Genomic DNA, 25,181 nt, shown 5'->3' on the forward strand with positions numbered 1-25,181 from the left:
CAGTTATCATGCTGCATCCTCTCATTTTCGTACTATCATTTTTTCAAATCTTCTATGATTTTTTCCAAATTAATACCCATTCCATTAAATTGTGGCTGTAAAATCAAATACTCTTTCAACGGTGAAAGTTTACCAAGTATCTTCCTAATCCGACCACTTTTCTTTTCCAGCTCTAATTCCAGCTCCTTCAAGCACAATTTATAATATGGAACTGCAATATTTATTTCCTTCAAATAACCTTTCAGTGTTTCTACGCTTGAAGTGTCGTTCAAGCGTATGGCTGCATTTCCTAATATTATCAGAAAATCTATACAATCCACGCCCAATGTATTAAACTCGACATTTTCCAGATATTCTTTTAAATTCTTAATCTTATTTTGTTCTACCAGGCAATCCAACAAATAAATCTGTGCAAATGCGTTTTCTTCATATCCCAGACTTGTAGTAAAATGTTGCTCTGCCACTTCATAGTTTCCCAACTTCCAATTTACATAGGCTATGTCAGAAAAATATTTTGCCTTGCCAGAACTATTGAAATTATCAACCTTCATTTGCTTGCGGATCTCCAGAGCTTTATCGATCCATTTTCTATCTGGCTCAAAATTATAATACATTTCATACATTTGAGCAGTTATATCCTGTGAATACAGCTCAATTTCCGTATAAGGTACTCCTTTTTCCAATTTCTCAATCACTTCATCTGCAATCTTTTTTGCACCCTCATTATCGGATGCTAACGAAAGCTGTATTGCCTTGTCAAATTGATATTTTAATTTCATCAGAGAATCCTCTGATTTTTCGATCAAAATGTCATCTAATTTCAGCAACTTTGTCAGCTCTCCTGTTGGTAATATTACTGACCGCAGTAATTCCAACATTCTTTGATCTGTGTGTACATCGACTTTTATATTCTTTGCAATAGCTTCAATCTGTTCTGTGAATCTGCCATTTTCATTATTCAAATCATAATACAATAACTGGTAATATTCGCATTCATTTTTCCATTCTTCCGCATCAACCAATTTTTTTATAGTCTCAAATCTTTCTCCCCAATTATCAGTATTTCCTTCCGGAATGCTGCAAAAAATGCGGTCTGCCAGTTCCGATAATGCGTTTATATCTTGATGAAGTATGAATTTCCCAATTGCCGGATTATCCTTTAAAATTCTATTTGTATGCTTTTTGATTTCCACCAGATAATCCGTCAGCATAGCAATTGCTATGTAATATGCTTTTATATAATTTTTACTTTCACGCTCCCTTTTATAATCCTCTATTTTCATTCCACTGAATGGTTTACAGCAAATCCCATATATTCGTCCTGATCCGCAAAGACATTTTTCATCATCTAACATATTTCTTCTCTCCCTGTTTATGTACTGATTGATATTCTACCACATCTTCCTTCATCAAGAAATGGCAAAATAAAACCACAGGCTGTCAACCCGTGGTCATATTCTCTACCATATTATTCCTTTACATTCTTTTTCCCTTATATCCGGTCAGCATTCTGCTGATCGGATAGCCTACTATGTACCATATTGCTCTGACTGCCAGACCTGCTGCAATCACACATCCAAATACGCCACCTACAATTACGCACAGAGCAACCATTCCAAGAATACCGGATAAATCCCAGTGCCATGGAACAATAATAAACATATGCGGTATTCCTACCGGAACTCCATACACCAACATCAAGCGGAACCAGTCAATTTCTCCATTCACCATATAAATATACTGTCCAAGCCAGCCGATCAGCAACAAACCTGTGAATACTAAAATCCCTTTACATATAAAATTCTTAAATGTCATGCTTCTTTTTCCCCCTTCTAGTATTTTTCGATTGCCCGCATGAGAATATCATCAAACTTAAACACAACCTCTATCCTTTTTTTATCGTACACATATACTGTATCAATCGTGGTATCAACCAGCTCCTGTGTAATTTTTTCATGCTGCATTTCTCCATCAAGCAGCTCTATCGCAGACGCTACTTTGTTTTTATAGGCACTTTCCTCTACTGATAAGTGAGTAAGTCTTTCCATTTCCGTCTCATTGCGGTTGATTTTATCTGTAAGCTGCTGCTTCATAAGCAAATATTTATCTTTTGTAATAATTCCTTCTGCATATGTTTCATATTGCCGCATTCGCTCACTTTTCAATTTGTCATTTTCTAATTCCAATTGCTTTAGCTTCTTTTTCCTTACACCGTCTAACGCATTTGCTTTTCCCTCAATCTCTTCCTGAATCATGTCAAGTATATAGAGAACTTGTTGCAGTGCATACCATACATGTCCCTCTATAATCATAACAGAAACCGCTTCATCTGAACATTTTGAAAACTTCCCCGTCAGTTTTTTATGCGGACAGTACATTTTATCATTTGCACCAGACTCCATCAGAACCATCGAACGTCTGCAGTTTCCACATCTCACTTTCCCCTTCAACGCAAATTTTCTTGTTCCTCGGTATCCTGGCTTATTCATAAACATAATCGTTGCTTTTGCCAGTTCATATTCTTCTTCTGATACGATTGCCGGATGAACATTCTTTGTAATAACCATATCTCCATATTTTGATTTTCTGGTTATTTTACTTCCAACTGAAACACTCTGTCGTTTTCCCTGTACTAATGCTCCTGTATATTCATATCTGCAAAGGATTGTACGAATCATTCCACAATCCCATAATACTTCTGTCTCTGGTAATTTCTGATTATATCCATAATGTGTCAGACCATTTTCTTTATTATATTTTCCCGGTGTAGGTATCTTCTGCTCATTCATATAATACATAATCTGCGTAGTATTACAGCCTTCTATTGCTTTGTCAAAAATAGCTCTTACATATTTTCCTGCTACCGGATCAATCATCCATTCTCCCGTCTCAGTATCTCTTAAATATCCAAATGGCGGTTTTCCTCCCGTCCATTGTCCGTTTTTCCATTTCACTCTCAACGCACTTTTTATCTTCTTCGAAATATCTTTGCTGTAAAGATTATTAACCAGGTTATGAATAGCCATATCCATTCCCATCGTTTTCCCAAGATAATCATTACTGTCATAATTATTGTTGACTGAAATAAAACGAATTCCCAGTATTGGAAGTATCTGCTCCAGATAATCTCCAACACCAATATAATCCCTTCCAAATCTGGAAAAGTCTTTTACAATAATCGTATCTATCTTTCCTGCCTTTGCGTCTTCTATCATTCTTTTAAATTCCGGACGTTCAAAATTTGTTCCCGTATAGCCGTCATCGACGTATTCTATATATTCGTCAGCCAGATCATCCCTGTCCTGCAAAAAGTTCACAAGAAGCGTTCTCTGATTTTCAATACTATTACTTTCATCTTTATTATTTTTTCCCAGATCACCATCTGCAAGTGACAATCTAAGATATAATGCGTTCTTCAGCACTCTTAACACCCTCTATCAATTCTATTATCTGCTGGAATTTATCATCACACCTGAAACACACATGAATGTTCCCATTTTTGTATACTTCCACATATTCTACAAGTTCCTGCACCAGCTTTTCATTGAAACTTCGTTCATACAAATATGGCTCCAGGTTGTTTACCATATCCATATATCTGTCAGCTTTCTTTTCCAGCATTCTTTGTTTCTGTTTTGCAGCTTGCAATTCATCCCTTAATTCCTGTAAGTTCTGAATATACCGTTCCTTCATCATGTCAAAATCTTCTTTTTCAACAATCCCACACACATAATTTTCATATAATGTCGCATTCTTTTCTTCTGCCTGCGATACCTTTCGTTCCAGCATCCGCACATTTGCACCAGCTTCATAAAAAGCATTTTTTTCACTGGTATCGCTTTTCATTTTCTGTAACAACTTCTTCCTGTCGCATAAACTCTTTATAAGAATTTGAATCTGATCCATCACAAGCATTTTCAGTAAATTTTCTTCTATTTTCTGGTCACAATGATTTTGGGCATGATTTTGGGCGGAACACGTGTAATAAATTCCAACTTTCTCCATCGTTTTATAATTATGCGTATATCGGACACAATACATCGTCCGACCGCAATCTCCACATCGTACCATTCCGGCAAAGTAATCTTTGTATTTCTCCCGATCTTTCATATATTTCACACGCCAGTCCTTCGTTATTTTTTTCATTGCATTTGCTCTTTCCTGCAATTCTTCATAATCGTCTCTGGCGATCATAGGCTGATGCATATCTCTTTGAATATTCCAGTCTTCCGGACTTGTCTTATACTGTTTGACGCCTTTATACAACGCTTGTTTTAATTTTCCTGTCACAATATCTCCGGCATATGTCGGATTATTCAAAATTTTATCTACACTGTCCGCACGCCATTTTGTCTTTTCCAGGGGAACTGTTAAATTTTCCATCTTCTCTCTCTGCCCTGGTGTTGCAATACCCATAAGATTTAATCTGTCTGCAATTTTAGGCTTACTGACTCCCATCATGTACCACTGAAATATCATTCTTACAAATGGGGCTGTCTCCTCATCCACAATCTGTCTGTGCCTATCTTCTGAGCGAATATACCCAAACGCCACCTTACTCAATGTCACATTTCCATTTCTCCTCTGTGCATCCTTTGCAGCCAATATTTTCTTTGACATATCTTTTGCATACATGGCATTAACCATATTTTTCAGAGGTACACTGATATTCTCCTGATCTTCCTTTCTGGAACTGTCATAATCATCCGTAATTGCAATAAACCTTACATTAAGTCTTGGAAGAATGGTTTCCAGATAATATCCTGTTTCCAGATAATCCCTGCCAAAACGTGATAAGTCTTTTACAACAATGCATTGAATTTTTCCTGTTTTCACATCTTCCATAAGTTTTATGAATCCAGGTCGATCAAAATTCGTTCCACTAAATCCATTGTCACTATATGTACCTGCCAGTCGCAAGTCAGGATGTTCTTCAATATATTTTTCAACCAACATCTGTTGTACTACCAGCGTTTCATCAGTCTCATTTCCACCGTTCTCAACAGACAAACGAACATATGCTGCTGTATCTAACAGATTTTTATTTTTGACTATGTCCTGAGAAATATTTACTTCAGTACTTTTATTTCTTCTGCTTTTTCTCGCCATAAACTATTCCTCCAACCATTCTTCTGGAAAATAATCTCTCCATCTTTGCATTGTCAAATACACATGCACCTCTTTGAAATTTGAAACAATTATTTTATCTACCCATTTCTTCACATGTTCAAATTCCAGATCTTCTGGAAGCTCCACTCTCTGAAACGTCTTTATCCATTCATTTTCATTGCTGAATGCTTTCTTCATCTCGGCAAACCGCTCCATAAGTCCTTCAAAATCCATTTCATACATTTGTAGCTGTGACTGTATTTCTTCTTTTTTATCCAGATACTCTGGCTCTGTAAGCTCGTTATTTTTAAATTTCTCATATATCGGAATACGATCTTTTTCTACCTGCTCCATTTCCTGAAATATCATCCAAGCCTTTTCTGAATATTGCTGTTGTTCTTTTTGTAACAGTTTCTGTATAGCTTCCGTTTCCAAATATCTGGTCATTCTTTCTGCCATATCCATTTCCGATTGAATTGATTCTTTTACTGCTCTTGTAACTACGTCTACTTCTATATAAATTCTTTTGCTCTTTGGCAGCTCATTTATCTTTGAATTCAATACAAATACAGAATCTCCGCTTTGAAAATTTCTTAAATACAGTGGTTTTCCTGATTCTTCATCAAATATTTTATGAACATACGGTCCCAGTTTTCCGCCTTTGCGGTTTTTTGTCGTTGACCGACTTTTTACAATTTCTTTTGCCTTATCAAATACGCCTTTTTCCAATATCGGAGTAATTGGAATTGTACAGAGTTTTCCATTGATTGTTTTCTTCCAATAGCCGTCATACGCTGTACAGTCTAAGATTCTCCGAAGCGATCCTTCACTCCATTTATTTTCATAATGTGGCCAATGCTTATGTCCCACCCTGGCATTATGTACCATAGGTGATTCAACACCTCTCTCATTCATAATATCGGCTATTTTTTTTACTGATACACCATCCAAAAGCATCTGAAACACTTCACGTACAATCGTAGCTGCTTCTTCTTCAACCAGTAACTCTTTCCGGTCTTCTGAAAGTATGTATCCATACTTTTCATCATGTACGTTATAATATCCTTCAATTTGCTCTCGCACAGCAAACTCCCGCATACTCTTTATCTGTACCGCAATTTTTTCTTTTCTGAAATATTCATCAATTTCTTCTCTGCTTTTTTCGATACTGCAAAAATCATCCTGTACTACTGAAAAATGGATTCCTGCCGGGAAGAATGTTTTTGCAAGGACATCTTCAGCACAGGAAATATATTTACCACAGCGATCAATGCTATTTACCACCACCATGTCAAACTTCCTGCTGATACCATCCATCGTCATTTCTTCAAATGCTGTATTCTCGTTATCGTCCCTTTTTCTGTCACTGTATTTTGCAACCAGCTTCCAGCCACGCGATTGTATATATTTTTGAATCTGTTCATTCTGCTGCTGAATAATATCTGTCGGAATGCTTTCACTGGATTTGCATGATGTGGTTCTTGTATAACTTACGCACCGCATTTGAATCTACCTTCCTTTTCTTCTATTTCCCGAATATTTTGAGCTACCTCCGTCATTTCCTGTATTTCATCGGCATACTTAAACTGAATTTCCAGACGGTCTTTTCCATAAACGATAATCTTATCAATTAATGTGACTACTGCTTTACGGTCAAGCTGTGTGATATTCTGGTAGCTTTTAAAATCTTCTATCCAGGGATGTTCCCTTTTCCCTTCCACTACTGCCTTTTCTTTCTTTTTTTCCAGTTCACGTTTTGCTTCTTCCGCATTATGCAGCTTATCCGAAAATCTCTGGTTATACTCATGGTACTCTTCTCTGGTCACAATATTATCCAACATATCCTGATATAAACGAGTTTTTAAATCTTTATATCTTTCCACTTCCTCATGGAGAACAGTCAACTGCTTTTCCAGTGAATCAAATTCTGTTTTTTTATAATTTTCCATTCCACTGTCCCGGATAATGTTTTCCGCATCTACTAATAATGCAATCTGCTTCTGAATCGCTTCCAGCACAACTGCATGTACAATTTTTTCACTGATCAGATGTGAACTGCACCCATCTCCATTTTTATATGTAGAACAATGGTAATAATAATATCTCTTCCCTTTTTTAGATGTGCTTCTTTTTACCATGTTCTGTCCGCAATCTCCACAGCGTAAAAATCCCGAAAACAAATATACAGAATCTTCATCCGGTGCAGTACGGGTATCCAGTTCCAGCAGTGATTGTACATACTGAAATATTTCTTCAGCTATGATAGCTTCATGAGTTTTTTCAACCCGAATCCAGTTTTCTTCCGCTACTGGTCTGCACTCTTTTACTTTGTAATTGATCTTACGATTTTTTCCCTGAACCATCGTCCCGGTATAAAGCTCATTTGTCAAAATACGGTTCACTGTCGTAACTGCCCATTTGGGATTAGCTCCCGAACGAAATCCACTGTTATATTTCATTCCACGGCTTCGCTTATACTCCAGTGGTGGCAATACTCCCATTTCATTCAATTTTGTAGCAATCCTCTGAGAACTGTACCCGCCCATTTTCAGATTAAAAATAAACCGAACAATCTCTGCTGCATATTCATCTATGATAAGATGATTTTTGTTCTCCGGGTCTTTCTGATACCCGTATCCTGCAAAGCTTCCTATAAACTGCCCATTTTTTCTTTTCACATCTAACTGACTTCGGATTTTAATTGAGATGTCCCTGCAATAAGCATCGTTTATCAGATTCTTAAAGGGAACTATGATCTGATCTGCATCATCCGATTCCGCAGCACTGTCATAATGGTCTGTAATGGCAATAAACCTGACTCCAAGAAACGGAAATATCTTTTCCAGGTATCGTCCTGTTTCGATATAGTTTCTTCCAAGTCTGGATAAGTCCTTAACGATGATACAGTTGATTTTCTTTTTCTTCACATCTTCGAGTAACCTTTTAAATGCTGGACGCTCAAAATTTGTTCCACTGTAACCATCATCAATATATTCATCGACCAGGGTAATGTCCGGGTGCTGTTTTACAAAATCGTTAATGAGACTTCTTTGATTGCGGATACTATCACTTTCCAGCTTGTCTCCATCTTCTCTGGAAAGCCTTAAATAGTCTGCCGCTAATATAGACTTTTGATTAAAATACATAAAGCCATCAACCTCCTAATTTACTATGCCGTCCGACAGTGTAAACCAAGAAATTCATGGCTTCTTGAATGCTCTTAAATTTTGACCCAACACCATATTAACATAACTTCTGGCTCACTGCTACACCTTTTTTCATTCTTTTCCAAATTTCTTTCTGACCTGTTTTTTCGTTTTTCATAATGAAATACACCTGCTCAGACTTTCTTCCAGCGTACATTTCCCGGTAAAACTGATTTTCACTGCCACCCCATGAGAAATATAACAATATGGGTTCTTAATCTGATGAATATAGTCTGCAATCCGTTCCTCCTGTGGCAACTCCGTTCTTATCTTTACCTGCTCTATATCAATCAGATTACTGGTATCTATATTTTTGAGGTCTACCTCTGCCATTGCCTGCATTTCCTCCGGTGTTGGTAATTCTTTTGCTGACATCCTTTTACACCTCCTGAAAATTTCCTTCTACCTATAAAGCCCGGCAGAGGTTATTTACCAACCCCCTTTTTCAGATTTTTTTACTTTTTTCATTTTAGGGGTTTGTAAAACAGCTTTCTCACGCTTTATTAGTAGAGGGATTTCTTTCTTAGAGCAAGTTTCGCCTTGGCAGCCAAAAACTCGGATAGCGAGTTTTGCCAGCAGGCAACTTGATGGGGATTTTGCTCCCCATACCCTCAAATACAATTAAAAATTGTCTCGTTGGTTCCCATTTGCATGGTCACAGCGTAATAAAGTTTTATTACTTGCCTTTCACTGTAAACGTGAAATTTACCTGTCTGTAAATCATCGGGAGATAACGAAGGAAGGAATAGAAATTATGACAAGACCAAAGAAAGAAAAAGAAATGTCCCGCAATCAACGTATTACTGTCCGATTCACGGACACTGAATTTGCCATTATTGAAAATGCCGCAAAGCAAGCCAACCTGTCGCTGGCAGCTTATGTACGAACTCAAACCTTAAAGGGAAATGTACATACAAAAATCGAGATTGTTGCTGATGTTCCAGAAATTAAAAGTCTGCTTGCAGAGTTCGGTAAAATAGGCAGTAACCTCAACCAGATAGCAAAATATTTTAACCAGGGCGGAATTCTTTCACAGGAAATGCGTGGAGAAATAAATAAGCGTCTTCGGGATTTATATGAAATGAAATACAAGGTAATGGAAATGGCAGGTGATTTTCGTGGCAATACTGAAACATATCGCAAGTAAAAATGCTGATTACGGAGAAGCTGAGCGTTATCTGATTTTTCAGCATGACGAATATACACAAAAACCTATTCTTGATGATGAAGGGCATATGCTCATTCGTGAAGAATATTATCTTGACGGCTTAAACTGTGATCCGTTCAGTTTTGCTGCTGAGTGCATGGAAACAAATGCCTATTTTCATAAAAATCAGTCTTTTAACGAAATCAAATCTCATCATTATATTATCAGCTTCGATCCCAAGGACAGGGACGAACATGGTCTGACGGGTGAACAGGCTCAAAAGTTAGGACTGGAATATGCAAGAGAAAACTTTCCCGGACATCAGGCTCTTGTCTGCACACATACTGACGGTCATAATGGAAGTGGCAATATCCATGTGCATATCGTAATCAACAGCATTCGGAAACATGATGTCGAACCACAGCCATATATGGAATTTGACCGTGACGCAAAAGCCGGCTATAAGCATCATCTTTCTGACAGATACCGAATCCATCTAAAACAAAAAGTCATGGATATGTGCAACGCCAACGGACTAAACCAGGTTGATCTTCTGACACCTGCCGAAAAGAAAATATCTGAGAAAGAATACTGGGCGAAACGCAGAGGGCAGAAAAAACTCAATCAGCACAATGCTGAGCTTGAAAAAGAAGGGCTTACACCAAGACAGACAACCTTTCAGACCGAAAAGCAATTTCTTCGTAATGCAATTGAAGATATTTCTTCAACAGCAGTCTCACAAGAACAGTTTGCAAAATTGCTGTCAGAAAAATATAACATCACCTTTAAAGTTAGTCGTGGCAGATACAGTTATCTACATCCAAATCGTCAAAAATATATTACCGGCAGAGCACTGGGAACGCTTTATGAAGAAAAGCATCTATTAGATGTATTTCAGGAAAATGCCAGTCAGCAAATCTCAAAACAGCCAGCTTCTGATATTATCAACAATATCAATTCTTCTGCTATGCCTACATCTTCTGATTTTGGATCTTCTCATACATTCCTCTTTATCAAATCTGACTTACGACTGGTAACGGACTTACAACATTGTATCAAAGCACAGCAAAGTCAGGCATATGCTCAAAAAGTAAAATTATCCAATTTGAAGATGATGGCTCAGACCGTAGCCTATGTGCAGGAACATGGCTTCCAATCAAAAGAAGATTTAGATACTGCACTTTCCAATGCCACTGCTCAAAGCACCACTGCCAGAAATTCCCTAAAAAATACAGAAGATACTTTAAAAGGAATCAACGAGCAGATTCATTACACCGGGCAATATCTGGCAAATAAAGATCTCTATTCCGAATATCGGAAAAGCAGGAATAAAGAAAATTTCTATGAACAACACCGGGCAGAACTCACCCTTTATGAATCAGCTCTCCGAATACTGAAAGAAAAAGCACAAGGAAAGAAATTACCCACCTTGAAAATGCTTCATGAAGAAAAGAATCGTCTGACTGCATTACAATCCGATCAACGTGAAGAATTTAATGCCCGTCGTGAATATGAGCGGGAGCTTCGCACCGTATGTTCTAATGTTGACATCATACTCGGCACCCATCAGCCACAAGAGCGACAGCTTGAACAGACCCATGAAAAATGATAAGCAAAAACTGAGGTTTCTTCTTTGTGGAAGTAAACCTCAGTCTTTCTATTCAACTATTTCTCCGTCTACATACATCGTAAATTTTTCTGGATTATGAACAATATCGTAATCTTCATTTTCTTCCTCTGACAGATACGATATTTCACAGAACTTTTTGTTATCATCAAAATCCTTTTCTGTCTTATACACATTAATCTGCAACTCTGTTGGACACACCATATCATAAGAGAACTTAATAGACTGAAAGGAATTATTCTGGCACATTTCTACAATCTGCTTCGCCAGTTTATGTTTATCTTCAATTTCTTCCTGATTTGCTATAACCGTCAAATGCTCCGTTGTATTAAAACGTGAACTATTAATCGCATCCGGGATTTCTGAAAGAGGTTTTGACTGCACTGTATAGAAATAACTACATATCCCCACTACTCCTATTAAACAGGCAATTATCAGTATCTGTCTCCCAATATTTGTCTTTTTCAAATCTGCTCCTCCTTATACGCATGGGTTCCGAAAACAGAACCTTTGTTACTTTCTATCTTAACCCTATAATGAAAGAAAGACAAGAAAAAGGTGGAGATACCCGTTGATTAAATATGATAACCTGTGGCTTACCATGCAGAAGAAAGGTATCACAAAATACACACTTCACAAAGAATACCATTTCAGCAAGTCACTGATACATCGTTTGCAGAACAATGAAGGTGTCAGTATGAATACCATTAACACCCTCTGCAACATTTTGGATTGTGAAATAGAAGATATTGCAACTCACTACAAAGACTAGCCTTAAACGATAGGATCGTTACTGGCCAGTCTTTTTATATATGAAAAAAGACCAGCCACAACCAAGTGACCAGCCTTTCTTCTTTGCTATTTCTTTGCTATTTCTTTGCTCTCTCCATATCTTGCCCCATAATTTCCTGCATGGCTTTCTTTCCACTGCGTCGTGCAATTTCTTTCTCTTTTTGATGGAGCTTTGCCAGAACGGATTCTTTCGGACGCTTCTTTTCTTTTTTTGGTGCAGCATTATTGTTGAGTCCGTCAATCATATTATAATTTGCTTCCTCTGTCATTTCTGCACTTCGTAGATACTCACCGTTTTCCAGATACTTTTGCCAATTCTCCAGCTTTGGTTTTTGCTTGTCCGGTGAATCCTGTGTTGGTGGATGCAGATAATCACGAATTTTCTGTTTTACTTCATCATCAAATCCGTTATAAGTACCATCCACGAGTACCTTTCCATTCTGGTCAAGCACTACATAGGCAACATCTTTTCCATGTTGCTCATGCTCCATGAGGAAAAAATTTTTTCCTTCCATGAGAATATAATCTACTACTTCCCATGTACCGCCTTTTCCACTGATTTCATATCCTGCTGTGTTCTTCGTAAGTCCACCAGAAGAAGAGGGAATCCTCATAAAATCCGGTACTACAACAAAGGAATTCTTATTTACATAGTAAGCTATTGTTTCACCGTTGTCATTCAATACCAGAACATCACTGGTACTAATCGCATGTCCCTTATAATTGTGTGGTTGTCTCTGATCAATATTCTTTTTTACCTGTTCAGGTGTTTCACCTGGTTTCATTGTTCCAATATATACCTGTTCATAATTTCCCACCTGCACAGGAATCTGCTCCTGTGCAAGTTCTTCATATGTTCGATAAAGAAAATTTCTTAATTCCGGTTTTCGTTTTAACTGATAAACTGCAAACTGACTCGTACTCATTCTTCATCCACCTCCAGATCTGCTTTATAAATTTCTACGGTTTTCTGCAATTCTTTATACCCTTCATCGCTGAGATAATATAATTTCTTAATCGTTGTAAAAATCAGAAATTTCATATCTTCATCCAGATAAGAAAAAATTTCATCCATCGCCTCCATCGTCTGGACTCTGTCTCCCGTATCAAAAATTGCCACAGCAATATATTCATCTTCGTCAAATCTTACCATCATAATGTTACTTCTCCTTTCTTGCGAGCCTTGGTTTTTTCTTTTGCGCTATTCTGTTCCTGCTCTTTTATCTTTGCCTGACGCTCCCGCAATGCCTGAAGAACCGATTGCTTCTTTCCTTTTGGCTGTCCGGTCTGCTCTTTCGAAATCATTTTGCTCTCAGCAGTCTTTTCTTCTGTTCGAGACTTTTCCTGTTTCTCTGCAAAATACTTCTCCACATCATCCATTGCTTTCTGAACCAATGGACTGTCCTTGTAATATTGAATCATGTTGATACCTTCACGATCAACAGTCCCCATTCTCATAAGATCATACGGTCCGTCATAGTCACTTCCGTCATGCAGCTCAAACCCGACTCCTTTAATTCCATTCATACGATTTGCCGGAATTGTTTCATATATGCGTAAGGCTTCTTCCAGGGTAAGATTTTCATGGTATTCACCCATGACCGGAAACTCCATGCACTCCGCTACATAAAACGCAATTGTTCCTTTAGGCTGTTCTTCGATAACTGCTTCATGTGCCTGCTTATCCAGATATTCCTCTGCCTGTCTCATATATTCTGCCAGCGTTCCTGTCCTTTCTTCTGAAATCGGATTAATATCTATCGGAAGTCCTGCAATTTTCAGCCCCGCTTCATTAACTGCATTAAACAATGCATCTTCTCGGATGTTTCCCCGATAAGACACTACTACATCTACATCAGAATCTGCATGATAAAGTCCCTCTCTGCTTCTGGAACCATATACTCTTGCCCCGATCAGAGTAACTTCATTTTCCATTCCCATTTCTTCTAATACTGCCCTTGTGTGAACCAGTACGTCATATTCAATTTCTGCCCGGTTCATTCCATTCAACGCTGCTTCACATCTTCCAAGTTCAGAAGTACGACGAACCGTTCCATTTTCCAACAATTCTTTCGCATTCTGAATCAGCTCGTCCCTGAATGTTGAATCATCTATTTTTATACACTGCTCCTTCTGCATTCCTTCTTTTTTCAAGATTGCATAGGTTGCTTCCTGTATGGAATCATCCAAATATTCATGTGTTCCGCCGCCGACTTCCTTCAAATCAGTATCATAAAAAATATAGGAATAACCTTCTTTCGTTGGCTGTACAGTCAGATAAGTCTTAGCATCTGCAAATTGAACAGTAATTCCCTCATATGTTTCTATCGCAGCATTTCTATCATATCCTTCAAAAATAGATTTCGGACAATTCTGCTCCATCTGCACTTGTTCGATATTCTCTTTTTCTGCATGTTCCGTTTTCATTTCCAATGCCTCATAGTCAGTCACTTCCGCATCCTTTATTGAAAAGCCTTCCTCCTGCAAAATCTCATCTACCGCTTCTGAGATAGAAATATCCGGATCATCGTAAATCCCGCCATCCAGTTCCAAATAGTTTTTATCAAAAAATGTATAATCGTACCCTTCTTCTGTTGTCTGAATCGTCAAATATGATTCTCCAATCTTATATGCGATTTCCGTATCGTGCCCATCCAGACTGATTTTCAGATTTTTGAATATATTATATATCTCCGGATTCAGCCATCCTTCTACTTTCTGGCAATCATAGATTAATGTGTCTATACCATTTTTACATTGAATAAAATCCAGGCTTCCTGGCAATGGTGCCGTATTTTCAATTCCAAGAGCTTTCATCTTATGATTCGGCAGTGAATAATATGCTCCCAGTGCAGATTCCAAACCGTTGTAACGTTCAATCTTCAAGCCGCCTTTTGATTCCAAGTCTTCAATCACATAATACTGACCAACATAATGAATATCTGGCATTTTCAGATCAATCCCATCATTTTCTCTGACCTTATGTATCTCAAAAAAGCTAAACTGCTGTTCTTCATCCTTCAGATTCTTCCCTGTCAGAGTTGGTTTCCAGCTTTCTGTATTGACCACCTGCTGTTTTTCCGTTTTTAATACTGTTCCATCTGTCAGGATAACAGTTGCCTGTGGTGGAATTTCTGTCAGATCATAGACTGTCGCTCCATTTTCTTCCAGATATTCCGAGATTGCTTCTCTGGCTCCTTCATCAAATCCATGCCAGATATCCTCTGCTACCAGTGTTCCATTTTCAGAAACTATAATATCTGCTACTTCCTGTCCATACTGTTCACTACGCATCTGGAAGAATCTCTCTCCATGATATTCTTTCATATCCAGTGCATACCATGTTCCAGTGTGTCCCTCTGCTTCATATCCTTTCGTATTTTCAGTAATATGCTGATTTTTCACATCAAGCACCTGTTCCAGCTTGCGGGTACGAATTTCTCTCTTCGCCATATCAATGAAGCCATTCAAAACTGCCGGATGACTGCTCACAACATAGTCTCTGTTCAGATCCATTCCCCGACTGATGTTTTCTGGAACTTCAATATCTTCCGCCCACTGCTTATTAAGATCAGAAAATCTTCCATCATAGGAAAGCTGTTTCAATGTATTTGCCAGAACAAAAGCAACACGTTCTTCTCCATATTTTTCAACCACAGCTACTGCAGTATCAGGGTTCAGGCTCATACCATCAAAGTTATCTGAAATTGCCTGTTCTATTGCATTTTTGCAGTCAATGTTCAGCTTTCTGGAATCCAGGTAAGTATCTACATTTCTCTCTTGCATAGCGTTTTCCAAAGTTCCCATGTAAACTTCCGGATACGCCTTTATCGGACTGGCATTTAACACCTCTGCTCTCTGCGCAATAAAGTCTGGCAATTCTTCAAATCCAAACGAGTCCACATAGTATGCTTTTAGATTTCCGCCACGGTTCATTATAATCACATCACTGACTGACATAGAATGTCCGGTAAAATCATTTGGTCTTTCTATGTTAAATCTTTCATAGAGATTATCCAGTGTAGTCGTAGCTCTCAGTCTCTCACTGTAAACCATCTGATAATCTTTTCCGTGAATGGTAAAACCAAGTTCTTTTGCCGCTTCAAGTCCTAAAAACTGATACCCTCTTTCTTCCTGTCTGCTATTGATCTGATAAATGCCGTAACGATTTCCCTCCCCCTCCAAAAGGATGGTTTCTTTTATTTTCATCTTTTCTTCTGGTGTTATGGCTGTTTCCATACTTCTCTGATAATTTTTCCAGTCAAACTTCGTCACTCCAAATAAGCCATCATGCCGAGAAATATCCTGTTCCAGATTTATAAGTTTCTGTGACTGTCCCTGTTCTTCTCTGGCTCCATTCAAGCCATAGACTGTCACACCCTCACGATACAGTTCTACTGCTCTTTCTTCGGTAAGTGGCAGCATAATATCTGAATAAAATCCAGCTTCATGCAATTCGGATAATCCGATCATAGAATCTGGCAGACTATCAATCTGTGTCTGTGCCTCCTCACTCAATTTAAATACCTTCTCTCGATTTCCATTTATAATTGCATCTGCAAGATTCTCTGCTAATTGCTCTGTTGCTTCTCTGTCATCCAGTTTAAATGCAAAATTGACAATAAGATTTCTCTGGTCGTTACTGAAGATTGTTCGTTCCTGCTCCAGCCGGTTAATTGTCTGTTCAGCAAACTGCATGGCACTGAGTTCTTCCTGCTGTTCCGGTAATTCCACCTGCAATTCTTTCATCTGCGTTTCAATCTGTCCGATCATTTCAGCAGAAGTCTTGCGAATGGTATCCATAGACGCTCTCAGTTCTCTCATATTTCTTCCAGAAGTCCAACTTGCAATATAAGAAAACGAATACTCCGAAGTGTCCAATCCGAAATGATTGCATACCACATAAGCAATACTCTCTGCTTCCACCTCTTTCGTAAGTTTGTCCTTTACTACACCTTCCTCCGCCATCTGGTCACGATCATGTAATACCGCATGTGCAGTCTCATGCACTGCTGTTTTCATCGTTTGTGCTTCACTCATTCCTAACTGAACAGCAATATATTTATCTACAAACTGATAAAAGCCTTTCGCTTCTCCATCAATCTCTATAAAGCGGATTGGCACCGGAGCAACTGTTTTTAATGCTTCCATAAAATCATGGTAAATCAGCACATCTCCATCCAATTCTGAGACTTCAAATTCCGGAATCGGCTCTCCCGTTGTCTGACTGACATCAAATACAGTAGTCACTCTGAATTTTGTAACAACACGCTCTACTACCTCTGTCTCTGGCTGCCCATCTTCTCCGATTACAATTTCGCCTGTTTCCGGATCAGTCTTTTCAATCTCCTGTTTTTCTTTGTACGGTGCCGGTGCAATAATCTGTATTCCTTTTTCTCCTCTTTTTACCTGCCGGTTAAATTTTTTCTGCCATGCCTGGTATCCGGCCACAAGCGTTGCCTCCGGTTTCTGCATGGCAATCAGCAGTGTATTATTAAAGCTGTAATTATGGAATTTTGCCATTGTCTGCAAATATTCTGTATATTTTTCTGATGTAAATATTTCAGAGACACCCTGTTCCAACTGGTCGGTTATCTGTTTTAATTGTTCTTCTCTGTTCGCCATAATATCATCCTCCATAGAAAAATCCCGCCAAAGCTCATTACTCTGACGGGATATACTCTTATAACTCCTGTTCGTGTTTCCTTTTTGGTTTCTGTTGTGTAGCAGTCGTATTTTCCTGCTCTTTTTGTGCTTTCAGTCTTTCCAGAATCGAAACCTTACGGATACCGTCTGCAATTCTGTCCTGACTCTTATCTGACGTGGTTACTTCTGGATTCTCTCCGATTTCTTCATCTGCCAGAATATTTTCTCCCCCTTTCTCATCCATGTTGAGCATGGCATTTAATTCTGCCAGACGTTCCATTTTTTCATTCAATTCTGCCTCTTTTGGAAATGGCTTCTGTACTTCCTCCTGTGCAGTCTTTAACTGCTGTTGCACCGTATCCAGATTTCTTTCCGTTTCTTCCAGTTTTTTCTCAATTGCCGAAAGTGCATTGTGGATTCTCTGGATATTACCAAGTGGGTCCTTTCCAAATTCAATCTTATACGAGCATTTTCCTTTAATCGTCATGGTGTAAGTATTGGACAGAAAATTGTACTCTGAAGAAAGTGCAAAGCCGTGATATTCTCCAATCTGCCCTGCTGATTTTACCGTTTTTAATCCAGATGCTGCCGCAATCAACGCCAGACCTGCTTCCTTTTTATCATTATACATTTTTCCACCAACCGTCATTACGAAGCTATCATTATCCTGAAAATCCACCCCTTTTACCGTTCCTGCATCTACACGCATTCCAGCTATTTTCTCTTTTAATGCGGTAATCTGTACTGGATAACGTTTCGCTATATCCGATTCCAGGCGATAAATCTGACTGGTATGGTTTGCTTTCAGAAGTTTCAGCTTACTCACCTGAACATCCAAATCCATTTTTTCCTTAATATATTCATTTCCGGTAGCAAGTGCTTTGATTTCTGCATAAGATAATGCCGTATCATCCACATCCTCACAGGCACGAACCGGAGATTTACTGGTCATAATCTGTGAAATAAATTTCTGCTTATTCTCCAGAATCTGCCACATGTACGAGTCAAATGTATTTTCTGTTACATATCGGAAAATCTTTACCTTGTCATTCTGATTTCCCTGTCGTAAAATACGTCCTTCCTGCTGCTCCAGATCTGACGGTTTCCAAGGACAGTCCAAATGGTGTAATGCCATAAGTCTGTCCTGGACATTCGTACCTGCACCAAGTTTCGGTGTAGACCCCATCAGGATTCTAACCTGTCCTGCACGCACTTTTGCAAACAGCTCTGCTTTCTTTGCTTCTGTATTGTATTCATGGATAAACGCAATCTGTTCTTTTGGAATGCCACGCTCTACAAGTTTGTTTCTCACATCATCGTAAACATTGAAGGTTCCATCATTCTTCGGTGTGCTGAGGTCGCAAAAAATTAATTGTGTACCCTGTGTTTCTTTTCCATCTTCCCATACCTGAAAAGCATTCTCCACACAGGCATTTACTTTACTCTCTCCTGCATCCGGCAGCATATCATTAAGGAGTCTCTGATCTAATGCACATTTTCTTCCATCGTTGGTTATCTTGAGCATGTTATCCGTCCTTGGATCAACATTACCGCCTCTAACCTGTTCTGCACGCTCCGAAAATGCTTCTACCATTTCTTTCTGTTCTTCACTTGGTTTGAGTACTTCATTGATATACTCCGCTTCCGGTACAGGCAGATTCAGCATATCAGAAGTCTGAATATCTGCCGCTTCCTTAAATATGGAGATCAGCTCTGGAAGATTGAAAAAACGGGCAAATCGTGTTTTTGCACGATAGCCCGTTCCTTCCGGTGACAATTCGATAGCTGTAACTGTTTCTCCAAATGTTGCCGCCCAGGAATCGAAATGTCCCATTCCCATATTCATCAACGTGTCATACTGAAGGTATCTCATAATGGTATACAATTCAGTCATACTGTTTGACACAGGTGTTCCAGTCGCAAATGTAATTCCCTTACCACCTGTAATCTCATCCATATATCGGCACTTCATAAACATATCCGAACTTTTCTGTGCGTCCGTCTGTGAAATGCCTGCTACATTTCTCATTTTTGTATATAAAAAAAGATTTTTGAACGCATGGCTCTCATCTACAAAAAGCCTGTCAATGCCAAGCTGCTCAAATGTAACAACATCATCCTTCCTTGTCTGGTCATTTAATTTATCCAGTTTTGCTTTCAGCGTTTTCTTTGTCTTTTCCATCTGTTTGACCGTATACTGCTGTCCCACTTCCAGTTTTGCAGTTTCAATAGACACTGTAATATCTGCAATCTGATCTTCCACCAATGCAATCTGTCGTTCCCTGGAAAGTGGAATTTTCTCAAACTGACTATGTGCAATAATAACTGCATCATAATCTCCTGTTGCAATTCTGGAACAAAAACGCTTTCTGTGCGCAGGCTCAAAATCTTTTTTTGTTGCTACCAGAACATTCGCACCTGGATAAAGTCGCAGGAAATCGCTTCCCCACTGTTCCAGCAAATGGTTCGGTACAACATACAGACTCTTTTGTGAAAGTCCAAGTCGTTTACTCTCCATTCCAGCTGCAATCATCTGGAATGTCTTGCCCGCACCCACGCAATGTGCAAGCAAGGTGTTGTTTCCATATAAAATATGTGCCACCGCATTTTTCTGGTGCTCCATAAGTTTAATTTCCGGATTCATACCGACAAACTGAATATGACTGCCATCATATTCTCTTGGACGGATACTGTTAAACCGTTCATTATATATCTTACAGAGATTTTCACGGCGATCCATATCCCGGAAAATCCAGTCTTTAAACTCCTCTCTGATCAATTCCTGTTTCTGCTGTGCCAGCGTTGTTTCCTTCCGATTTAATACCCGATGTTCTCCATCTGCATCATGGATTGTATCATAAATCTTAGTGTCACGAAGATTCAATGCGTCTTCCAGTAAGCGATAAGCGTTTGTCCTCTGCGTTCCATAGGTCGATGTAGTAAGCGGATTGTTACTGCTATCTACATTCTTTCCTTTTATGTTCCACTGTCCGGTTACTTCCGCATACTGCACTTTAATTCTATCATAATTGATATGATGCCTTGGTGTATGGAAAGTTTCAGCCATAAATTCTGTGATATAATCTGGGGAAATCCATGTAGCACCAAGTCTGGCTTCAATTTCAGATGCATCCAGGTCTTTCGGCTGCACTCGTTCCAAAGCCTGCACATTAACCATATACTCGGAACGATTTTCTGCAAAGGCTCTTGCAACGCTTAATTTTTCTCTGACATTTCCAGACAAATACTCATCGGACGGCTCCCATTTTTCTGTAATAGGATTCTTAAAGATTACCCCTGCCAGTTCCTCCGTTATTTCTCCTTCCGTTTTTCCGGTAAGCTGCATCATATAAGGAATATCTACTTTTGCTTTTTCTCCGATTGATACTGCCAATGCTTCACTTGCCGTATCCACGGACGTTACCGGTTCTGCTCTCCGAATGGTTCTCTTACTAAATATATCTGCTTTCCGCTTTAATTCTCCCTTTTCATCCAGAAATTCCAGCGATGTCAAAAGACAATAACTGCTGTCCATGCTGAACGCTCTTTTATTTGCATTACTGCTAAGAAGACCATATTTTTCAGTAAATCTGTCATAAACCTGGTTTAGTTCTGCCTGTAATGCAGAGATTTCTTCATCGCTGCCTTCTTCTAACTGCCTTTCAAGGAGTCTACTGGTTGCATCCCTGATAGCTACCATGCCACGGACACGTTCTCCCGTTACTACTGGAAGTTCCAGTTTATTCATTACCGAATTTTCACGATAATAAATATCTTCTCCGACAAGTGCAAAACTAAAATTTTTAATATCTGGGTCTGCCGGTATCGAAACTACCTGTTCTTCCAGTTCCGTATCTGAAATTTCCAGTTCCGTAATTGTCCCCTGAATATGTCCGATTGCTTCTTTTAACTGTTCTGCAAGATTTTCCCCTTCTTTTGCTTTTACAGTTATTTCCTGCTTTCCATACTGTGTACTTTCTGTTGTAAAATCTCCCAACACCATTTCCGGATGATCTGCAAAATAAGCATTGACCGTATATCCTTCCTCTGTTGTCTTTAGCTTTACCCAGTCAGGCTCCGCAAGAGAAATTCTGTCTCTTTTCTGAAAAAATAATATATCAGCAACAACATTCGTGTTCGCATTTTTCTGAAAAGCATTGTTTGGCAGTCGAATAGCTCCCAATAAATCTGCCCGGTTTGCAAAATACTGTCGCACTTCCGGGTTCTGCTTGTCCATTGTTCCACTTGATGTAACAACCGCAACAATACCACCTGGGCGAACCATATCTAAGGACTTGGCAATAAAATAATCATGAATCATAAAATGGTATCTGTCATATTTCCGGTCACTGACCTGATAAGCTCCAAACGGTACATTTCCAACCACACAGTCGAAAAAGCTGTCTGGATAATTTGTTTCTTCAAATCCCTGTACCGCAATCCTGTTTTTCTGATAAAGTTGCTTTGCAATCTGCCCCGAAACAGGATCAAGCTCTACTCCATACATATTTGTATGATTCATACTCTCTGGCAAGAGTCCCATGAAATTTCCCACTCCACAAGATGGTTCCAGAATATTTCCCTGTCTCAATCCCATATTTCCAAGTGCTTCATACATTGCCTTAATTACTGTCGGAGATGTGTAAAAAGCATTCAGTGTCGATGCCCTTGCAGCATTGTATTCATCCGAAGTCAATATTCCTTTTAACTCCAGATATTCTTCTGTCCATGCACCATTTCTTTCCTCAAATGCCTGTGGGACACCTCCCCATCCGACATATCTGGATAAGATTTCCTGCTCCTCTGACGTTGCCAGTCTCTGCTCCTGTTCCAGCTTCTTCAAAAGCCGGATAGCTTCCATATTGGCTTTAAATTTTGCTTTCGGACCACCAGCCCCTAATTCATCGTCTGTAATACGGAAATTGTGAGGTTCTATCTTTTCCTCCTGCTCATTCTGCAAATATGGCAAAAACTCTCCCTCATAGCCAAACAGCTCATTCTCGCCCGGAATATAATTACGTCCCGTTTCCATGCACTGGAAAATATCTGCTTTCGTTGCTCCGCTTGCTTCATAAAAACCTGCGTAAGAGTACAGAATATCATCTTCTCTTTCATATGTAGATAAATGTAATTCTGTATTTCCCCTCGTAAGATTTACAAGTTCTTTTCCTTCCAAACCATGCGGTAAAACACCTACCGGCTCAAAATGATACCCCTGATATTCAAATACATTCTCGTCCCATTGTTCCTGCGGTGTTACTGTTTCCGGTACTTCCAAATTCATTTCCTGTCGTATTGTGGCAATTTCATCCGACTCCATCACATGGTCAGTATATGGTTCTATCATTTCATCCTGCCATCTGCCGTTGTCATTCCAGAGTTTTTCTGCTATATCAGATACTAATTGCATTTGTTCCGGAGAAAAATCCGGATTGAGAATTGGTTCCAGCATACGTTCCTGCTCCGCCAGTTTTCGGACAACCTTCATCTGCTCGTCTGAAAAGTCTTCCACGGATCTGCCGACTGCATCCATACTGTCATAAATCAGTTCTCCCACATGACTTTTTAACACATAATCTTCTTCATAAAAGCCATCTTCCCATAATTCTTTTGCTTCCTCAAAGGACTGATGTATATCCGTTCCCAGATCTGCTTCCTCTTGAGCGTCTTCCACTTCCGGAACACTTTCCTCTGATTCTGGATTTTCCAGAGCTTCTTCTGTCTCATTTACACTCATAAGGTCAAACAATGACATCTGATGTCCTGTCAGTCCCTCTGTCTGTTCTCTTACTTTTTGTGCCGGGAAAATAGTATAAGTTCCTTCCACATACTGATGCACTTCTGTTAAAAGTTGTACTTTCTGATCGTATGTCACTCCTGCTGACTCAAAATCCAACGGCAATGTAGCCAGTGCCTCATCCATTGACTGTAACAGACTTTGTGACTGTTCCGTATCCTTAAGCATATCCGGAATTGTTTTTCTTGCTTCCTCATTGAAAAAATCTTCTTTATATGGACGCTCAATTTCTTCTGGAAGTCTTGCATAAAAACTGATTACTTTAGACGCTATCCGTTCTCTCTCATAATCCGGCATACGAGAATAATCTGCTGAACGTAAGAATTGCTGATTATCAATCAGATAAGCAACCCTCTTTGCCACTTTTGACCATGGCAGTAAGATTTCCGTATCTGGATTTCCAATATTCCCTCTCTCAAGTTTCAGTCCTTTCCCATCATAGTTTGCATGGGAATTATCTGCACCACTCAAAGCATGACTCTGACCGCCCACACCATATTTTTCTTTAATAAAGTCTGTTCTCGCCTTATCATCCTCATTCAGAAGATAAAAAGAATAAGTTGACAGTCTTCCATCTGAATACGGGCCGCCACCAGCCAGAAACGCATCTATTTCATCTTGTGTAATAAATATCGGATGTTCCTGCCATGCAAAATCATCTCTGGCAGTATAAGGCACAACCTCTGCAGCAAATTTTTGAAATTCTCCGGATACTCTGATCGGATTATACGTCCGAAAACGCATAATGCTTTTATCTTCCTCATAAGCAATTGCCAGTCCTTCCAGTCGTTCATTCAAATCTGCAAGCCACTCTGGATCTGCAATTTTTTCTTCCAGATAATCCGTAATCTCCGGATAAATGCTGGTAAGATGTGGTAAATCTTCTTCATCAAAAACAAGCTCTGCCACACCTTCCGCCATGTCACCTTTCATGTATGCTAATGTCTGTGCATGTTCCTTTACAGCGTTACTTCTTGCCACATCCAACACAGACTGTGGTGCATATTCTCCCTGCTTCAGAAGCTGATGAATACGTCCACTTACGTCTTCCCAGGATAAAAAAGCCTTATCTAAAATCTGATCTGTTACGGTGTGTCCGACTGCAATCTGCATTCCGGTTTCATCAAACCAGACCGCATACTCCATTCCGTTAATTACGATTCCTTTTCCACCAGTTCCATATTCCCGCTTAACAAACTCCGTATAATCTTCTGGTGACTGCTCGCTCATAAAATTGTAAATAATACGCAACTGGTTTCCACTTCGATTTCCCCCTGTTCTTAAAATCTCGTCCACAACATCACTTGAAATGGCAATTTCTCCTGCATAAAGTGCTGCAACCCGGCTTTCGATCTCACGCCTCTGCTCATTCACAGATGGAAGTTCAGGCAAAGATAAAGCAGAGGCAATTTCTTCCTCTGCTTTACTTAACTGATCTTCATTTGTGTCTTCTACTAGCTGTACACCAATTCCGTCAAGATGCTCTCTTCCACGATTGCCGTCAGACTGTTCATATGTGCTGTCCACTCCATCGGGTTCACTTCCTTCGATGGTGCCGGATTCTGCTCCAATAACTTCTTCATCTGAATTTCCAATCTCTCCAATGCTGCTTTCTCGATTTCCTCCAGATGTCGGTTCAGTTTCCCTGTCAGCAACAGGCTCTGGTACAGGCTGTTCTTGTGCTCTTTCAGAAATGTTCTCCGTAACATCCCGTACTTCCCGATGTTCACTTCTGTCTCCTCGATTGTCAGATTCGGAAACAGGTAATCCCCTTTGCGATGATATGTCAGTTCCATGCTCATTTCCTCCTTCATATTCCTGCTCATTGTTTTTATATGCTTCTGTGTTTCCTTCATT

The 25,181-nt window shown here is 39.3% G+C and carries 16 protein-coding genes; 3 read left to right on the forward strand and 13 right to left on the reverse strand.

Annotated features, from left to right (window positions below; genetic code table 11):
- Positions 1–35: 35 nt before the first annotated feature.
- The 7 genes from DW931_RS02475 to DW931_RS02505 form a co-directional block, all read right to left on the reverse strand.
- Entirely contained in the window at positions 36–1,355 is a 1,320-nt protein-coding gene (locus DW931_RS02475; protein WP_118626858.1) for an SEC-C domain-containing protein, read from the reverse strand.
- A gap of 121 nt (positions 1,356–1,476) precedes the next feature.
- A complete protein-coding gene (locus DW931_RS02480; RefSeq protein ID WP_118626859.1) occupies positions 1,477–1,815 on the reverse strand; it encodes a DUF6050 family protein in 339 nt (112 codons plus the stop codon).
- Between the two features lie 17 nt (positions 1,816–1,832).
- Positions 1,833–3,422 carry a recombinase family protein gene (locus DW931_RS02485; protein WP_182430016.1) on the reverse strand — a complete coding sequence of 530 codons (1,590 nt, stop codon included), beginning with the start codon at positions 3,420–3,422 and terminating at the stop codon, positions 1,833–1,835.
- Positions 3,397–5,109, reverse strand: coding sequence for a recombinase family protein (locus tag DW931_RS02490; protein WP_118626861.1), 1,713 nt, complete (start codon positions 5,107–5,109; stop codon positions 3,397–3,399). Before DW931_RS02490 ends, DW931_RS02485 begins: the two co-directional genes overlap by 26 nt.
- Positions 5,110–5,112: 3 nt before the next feature.
- Complete coding sequence (locus DW931_RS02495; RefSeq protein WP_118626862.1) at positions 5,113–6,612, reverse strand: recombinase family protein; 1,500 nt, start codon at positions 6,610–6,612, stop codon at positions 5,113–5,115.
- Positions 6,600–8,255 (reverse strand): recombinase family protein, encoded by a 1,656-nt coding sequence (locus DW931_RS02500; RefSeq protein ID WP_118420038.1) that lies wholly within the window; start codon positions 8,253–8,255, stop codon positions 6,600–6,602. The genes DW931_RS02495 and DW931_RS02500 overlap by 13 nt, the downstream gene beginning before the upstream one ends.
- A 174-nt stretch (positions 8,256–8,429) precedes the next feature.
- On the reverse strand, positions 8,430–8,690 hold the full coding sequence (locus tag DW931_RS02505) for a DUF6870 family protein (protein WP_226843799.1): 261 nt from the start codon (positions 8,688–8,690) through the stop codon (positions 8,430–8,432).
- 379 nt (positions 8,691–9,069) lie between these two features.
- Between DW931_RS02505 and mobC the strand changes: the two genes are divergently transcribed.
- Positions 9,070–9,462, forward strand: coding sequence for a plasmid mobilization relaxosome protein MobC (mobC, locus tag DW931_RS02510; protein WP_118062420.1), 393 nt, complete (start codon positions 9,070–9,072; stop codon positions 9,460–9,462).
- On the forward strand, positions 9,434–11,071 hold the full coding sequence (locus tag DW931_RS02515) for a relaxase/mobilization nuclease domain-containing protein (protein ID WP_118626863.1): 1,638 nt from the start codon (positions 9,434–9,436) through the stop codon (positions 11,069–11,071). Before mobC ends, DW931_RS02515 begins: the two co-directional genes overlap by 29 nt.
- A gap of 48 nt (positions 11,072–11,119) precedes the next feature.
- Here the strand turns inward: DW931_RS02515 and DW931_RS02520 are convergent, their stop codons facing one another.
- Complete coding sequence (locus DW931_RS02520; protein ID WP_118626864.1) at positions 11,120–11,557, reverse strand: hypothetical protein; 438 nt, start codon at positions 11,555–11,557, stop codon at positions 11,120–11,122.
- Positions 11,558–11,660: 103 nt separating this feature from the next.
- On the opposite strand from DW931_RS02520, the gene DW931_RS02525 reads away from it, so the two are divergent.
- Positions 11,661–11,861: a helix-turn-helix transcriptional regulator gene (locus DW931_RS02525; protein WP_118062423.1), complete on the forward strand. Its 201-nt coding sequence runs from the start codon at positions 11,661–11,663 to the stop codon at positions 11,859–11,861.
- Between the two features lie 97 nt (positions 11,862–11,958).
- Here DW931_RS02525 and DW931_RS02530 read toward each other — a convergent pair whose 3' ends face one another.
- Genes DW931_RS02530 through DW931_RS02550 form a run of 5 tightly spaced genes read right to left on the reverse strand, consistent with a single transcriptional unit; the run spans position 11,959 to position 25,180 of the window.
- A complete protein-coding gene (locus DW931_RS02530) occupies positions 11,959–12,807 on the reverse strand; it encodes a YodL domain-containing protein (protein ID WP_118626865.1) in 849 nt (282 codons plus the stop codon).
- Positions 12,804–13,037 (reverse strand): transposon-transfer assisting family protein, encoded by a 234-nt coding sequence (locus tag DW931_RS02535; protein ID WP_118062425.1) that lies wholly within the window; start codon positions 13,035–13,037, stop codon positions 12,804–12,806. Before DW931_RS02535 ends, DW931_RS02530 begins: the two co-directional genes overlap by 4 nt.
- On the reverse strand, positions 13,034–17,506 hold the full coding sequence (locus tag DW931_RS02540; protein WP_118626866.1) for a DUF3849 domain-containing protein: 4,473 nt from the start codon (positions 17,504–17,506) through the stop codon (positions 13,034–13,036). The genes DW931_RS02535 and DW931_RS02540 overlap by 4 nt, the downstream gene beginning before the upstream one ends.
- Positions 17,507–17,564: 58 nt before the next feature.
- Positions 17,565–24,851, reverse strand: coding sequence for an SNF2-related protein (locus DW931_RS02545; RefSeq protein ID WP_347559417.1), 7,287 nt, complete (start codon positions 24,849–24,851; stop codon positions 17,565–17,567).
- A complete protein-coding gene (locus DW931_RS02550) occupies positions 24,779–25,180 on the reverse strand; it encodes a TnpV protein (protein WP_347559420.1) in 402 nt (133 codons plus the stop codon). Before DW931_RS02550 ends, DW931_RS02545 begins: the two co-directional genes overlap by 73 nt.
- Between the last annotated feature and the right edge of the window lies 1 nt (position 25,181).

It is taken from the genome of Clostridium sp. AM43-3BH (assembly GCF_003479985.1).
In the GTDB taxonomy this organism is placed as follows: domain Bacteria; phylum Bacillota; class Clostridia; order Lachnospirales; family Lachnospiraceae; genus Otoolea; species Otoolea fessa.

What these genes read in the sequence shown, in the direction of transcription:
- DW931_RS02475 (WP_118626858.1), bottom strand. Translation starts at nt 1,355, where the DNA reads ATGTTAGATGATGAAAAATGTCTTTGCGGATCAGGACGAATATATGGG.
- DW931_RS02480 (WP_118626859.1), bottom strand. Translation starts at nt 1,815, where the DNA reads ATGACATTTAAGAATTTTATATGTAAAGGGATTTTAGTATTCACAGGT.
- DW931_RS02490 (WP_118626861.1), bottom strand. Translation starts at nt 5,109, where the DNA reads ATGGCGAGAAAAAGCAGAAGAAATAAAAGTACTGAAGTAAATATTTCT.
- DW931_RS02495 (WP_118626862.1), bottom strand. Translation starts at nt 6,612, where the DNA reads ATGCGGTGCGTAAGTTATACAAGAACCACATCATGCAAATCCAGTGAA.
- DW931_RS02500 (WP_118420038.1), bottom strand. Translation starts at nt 8,255, where the DNA reads ATGTATTTTAATCAAAAGTCTATATTAGCGGCAGACTATTTAAGGCTT.
- DW931_RS02505 (WP_226843799.1), bottom strand. Translation starts at nt 8,690, where the DNA reads ATGTCAGCAAAAGAATTACCAACACCGGAGGAAATGCAGGCAATGGCA.
- mobC (WP_118062420.1), top strand. Translation starts at nt 9,070, where the DNA reads ATGACAAGACCAAAGAAAGAAAAAGAAATGTCCCGCAATCAACGTATT.
- DW931_RS02530 (WP_118626865.1), bottom strand. Translation starts at nt 12,807, where the DNA reads ATGAGTACGAGTCAGTTTGCAGTTTATCAGTTAAAACGAAAACCGGAA.
- DW931_RS02535 (WP_118062425.1), bottom strand. Translation starts at nt 13,037, where the DNA reads ATGATGGTAAGATTTGACGAAGATGAATATATTGCTGTGGCAATTTTT.
- DW931_RS02540 (WP_118626866.1), bottom strand. Translation starts at nt 17,506, where the DNA reads ATGGCGAACAGAGAAGAACAATTAAAACAGATAACCGACCAGTTGGAA.
- DW931_RS02550 (WP_347559420.1), bottom strand. Translation starts at nt 25,180, where the DNA reads ATGAAGGAAACACAGAAGCATATAAAAACAATGAGCAGGAATATGAAG.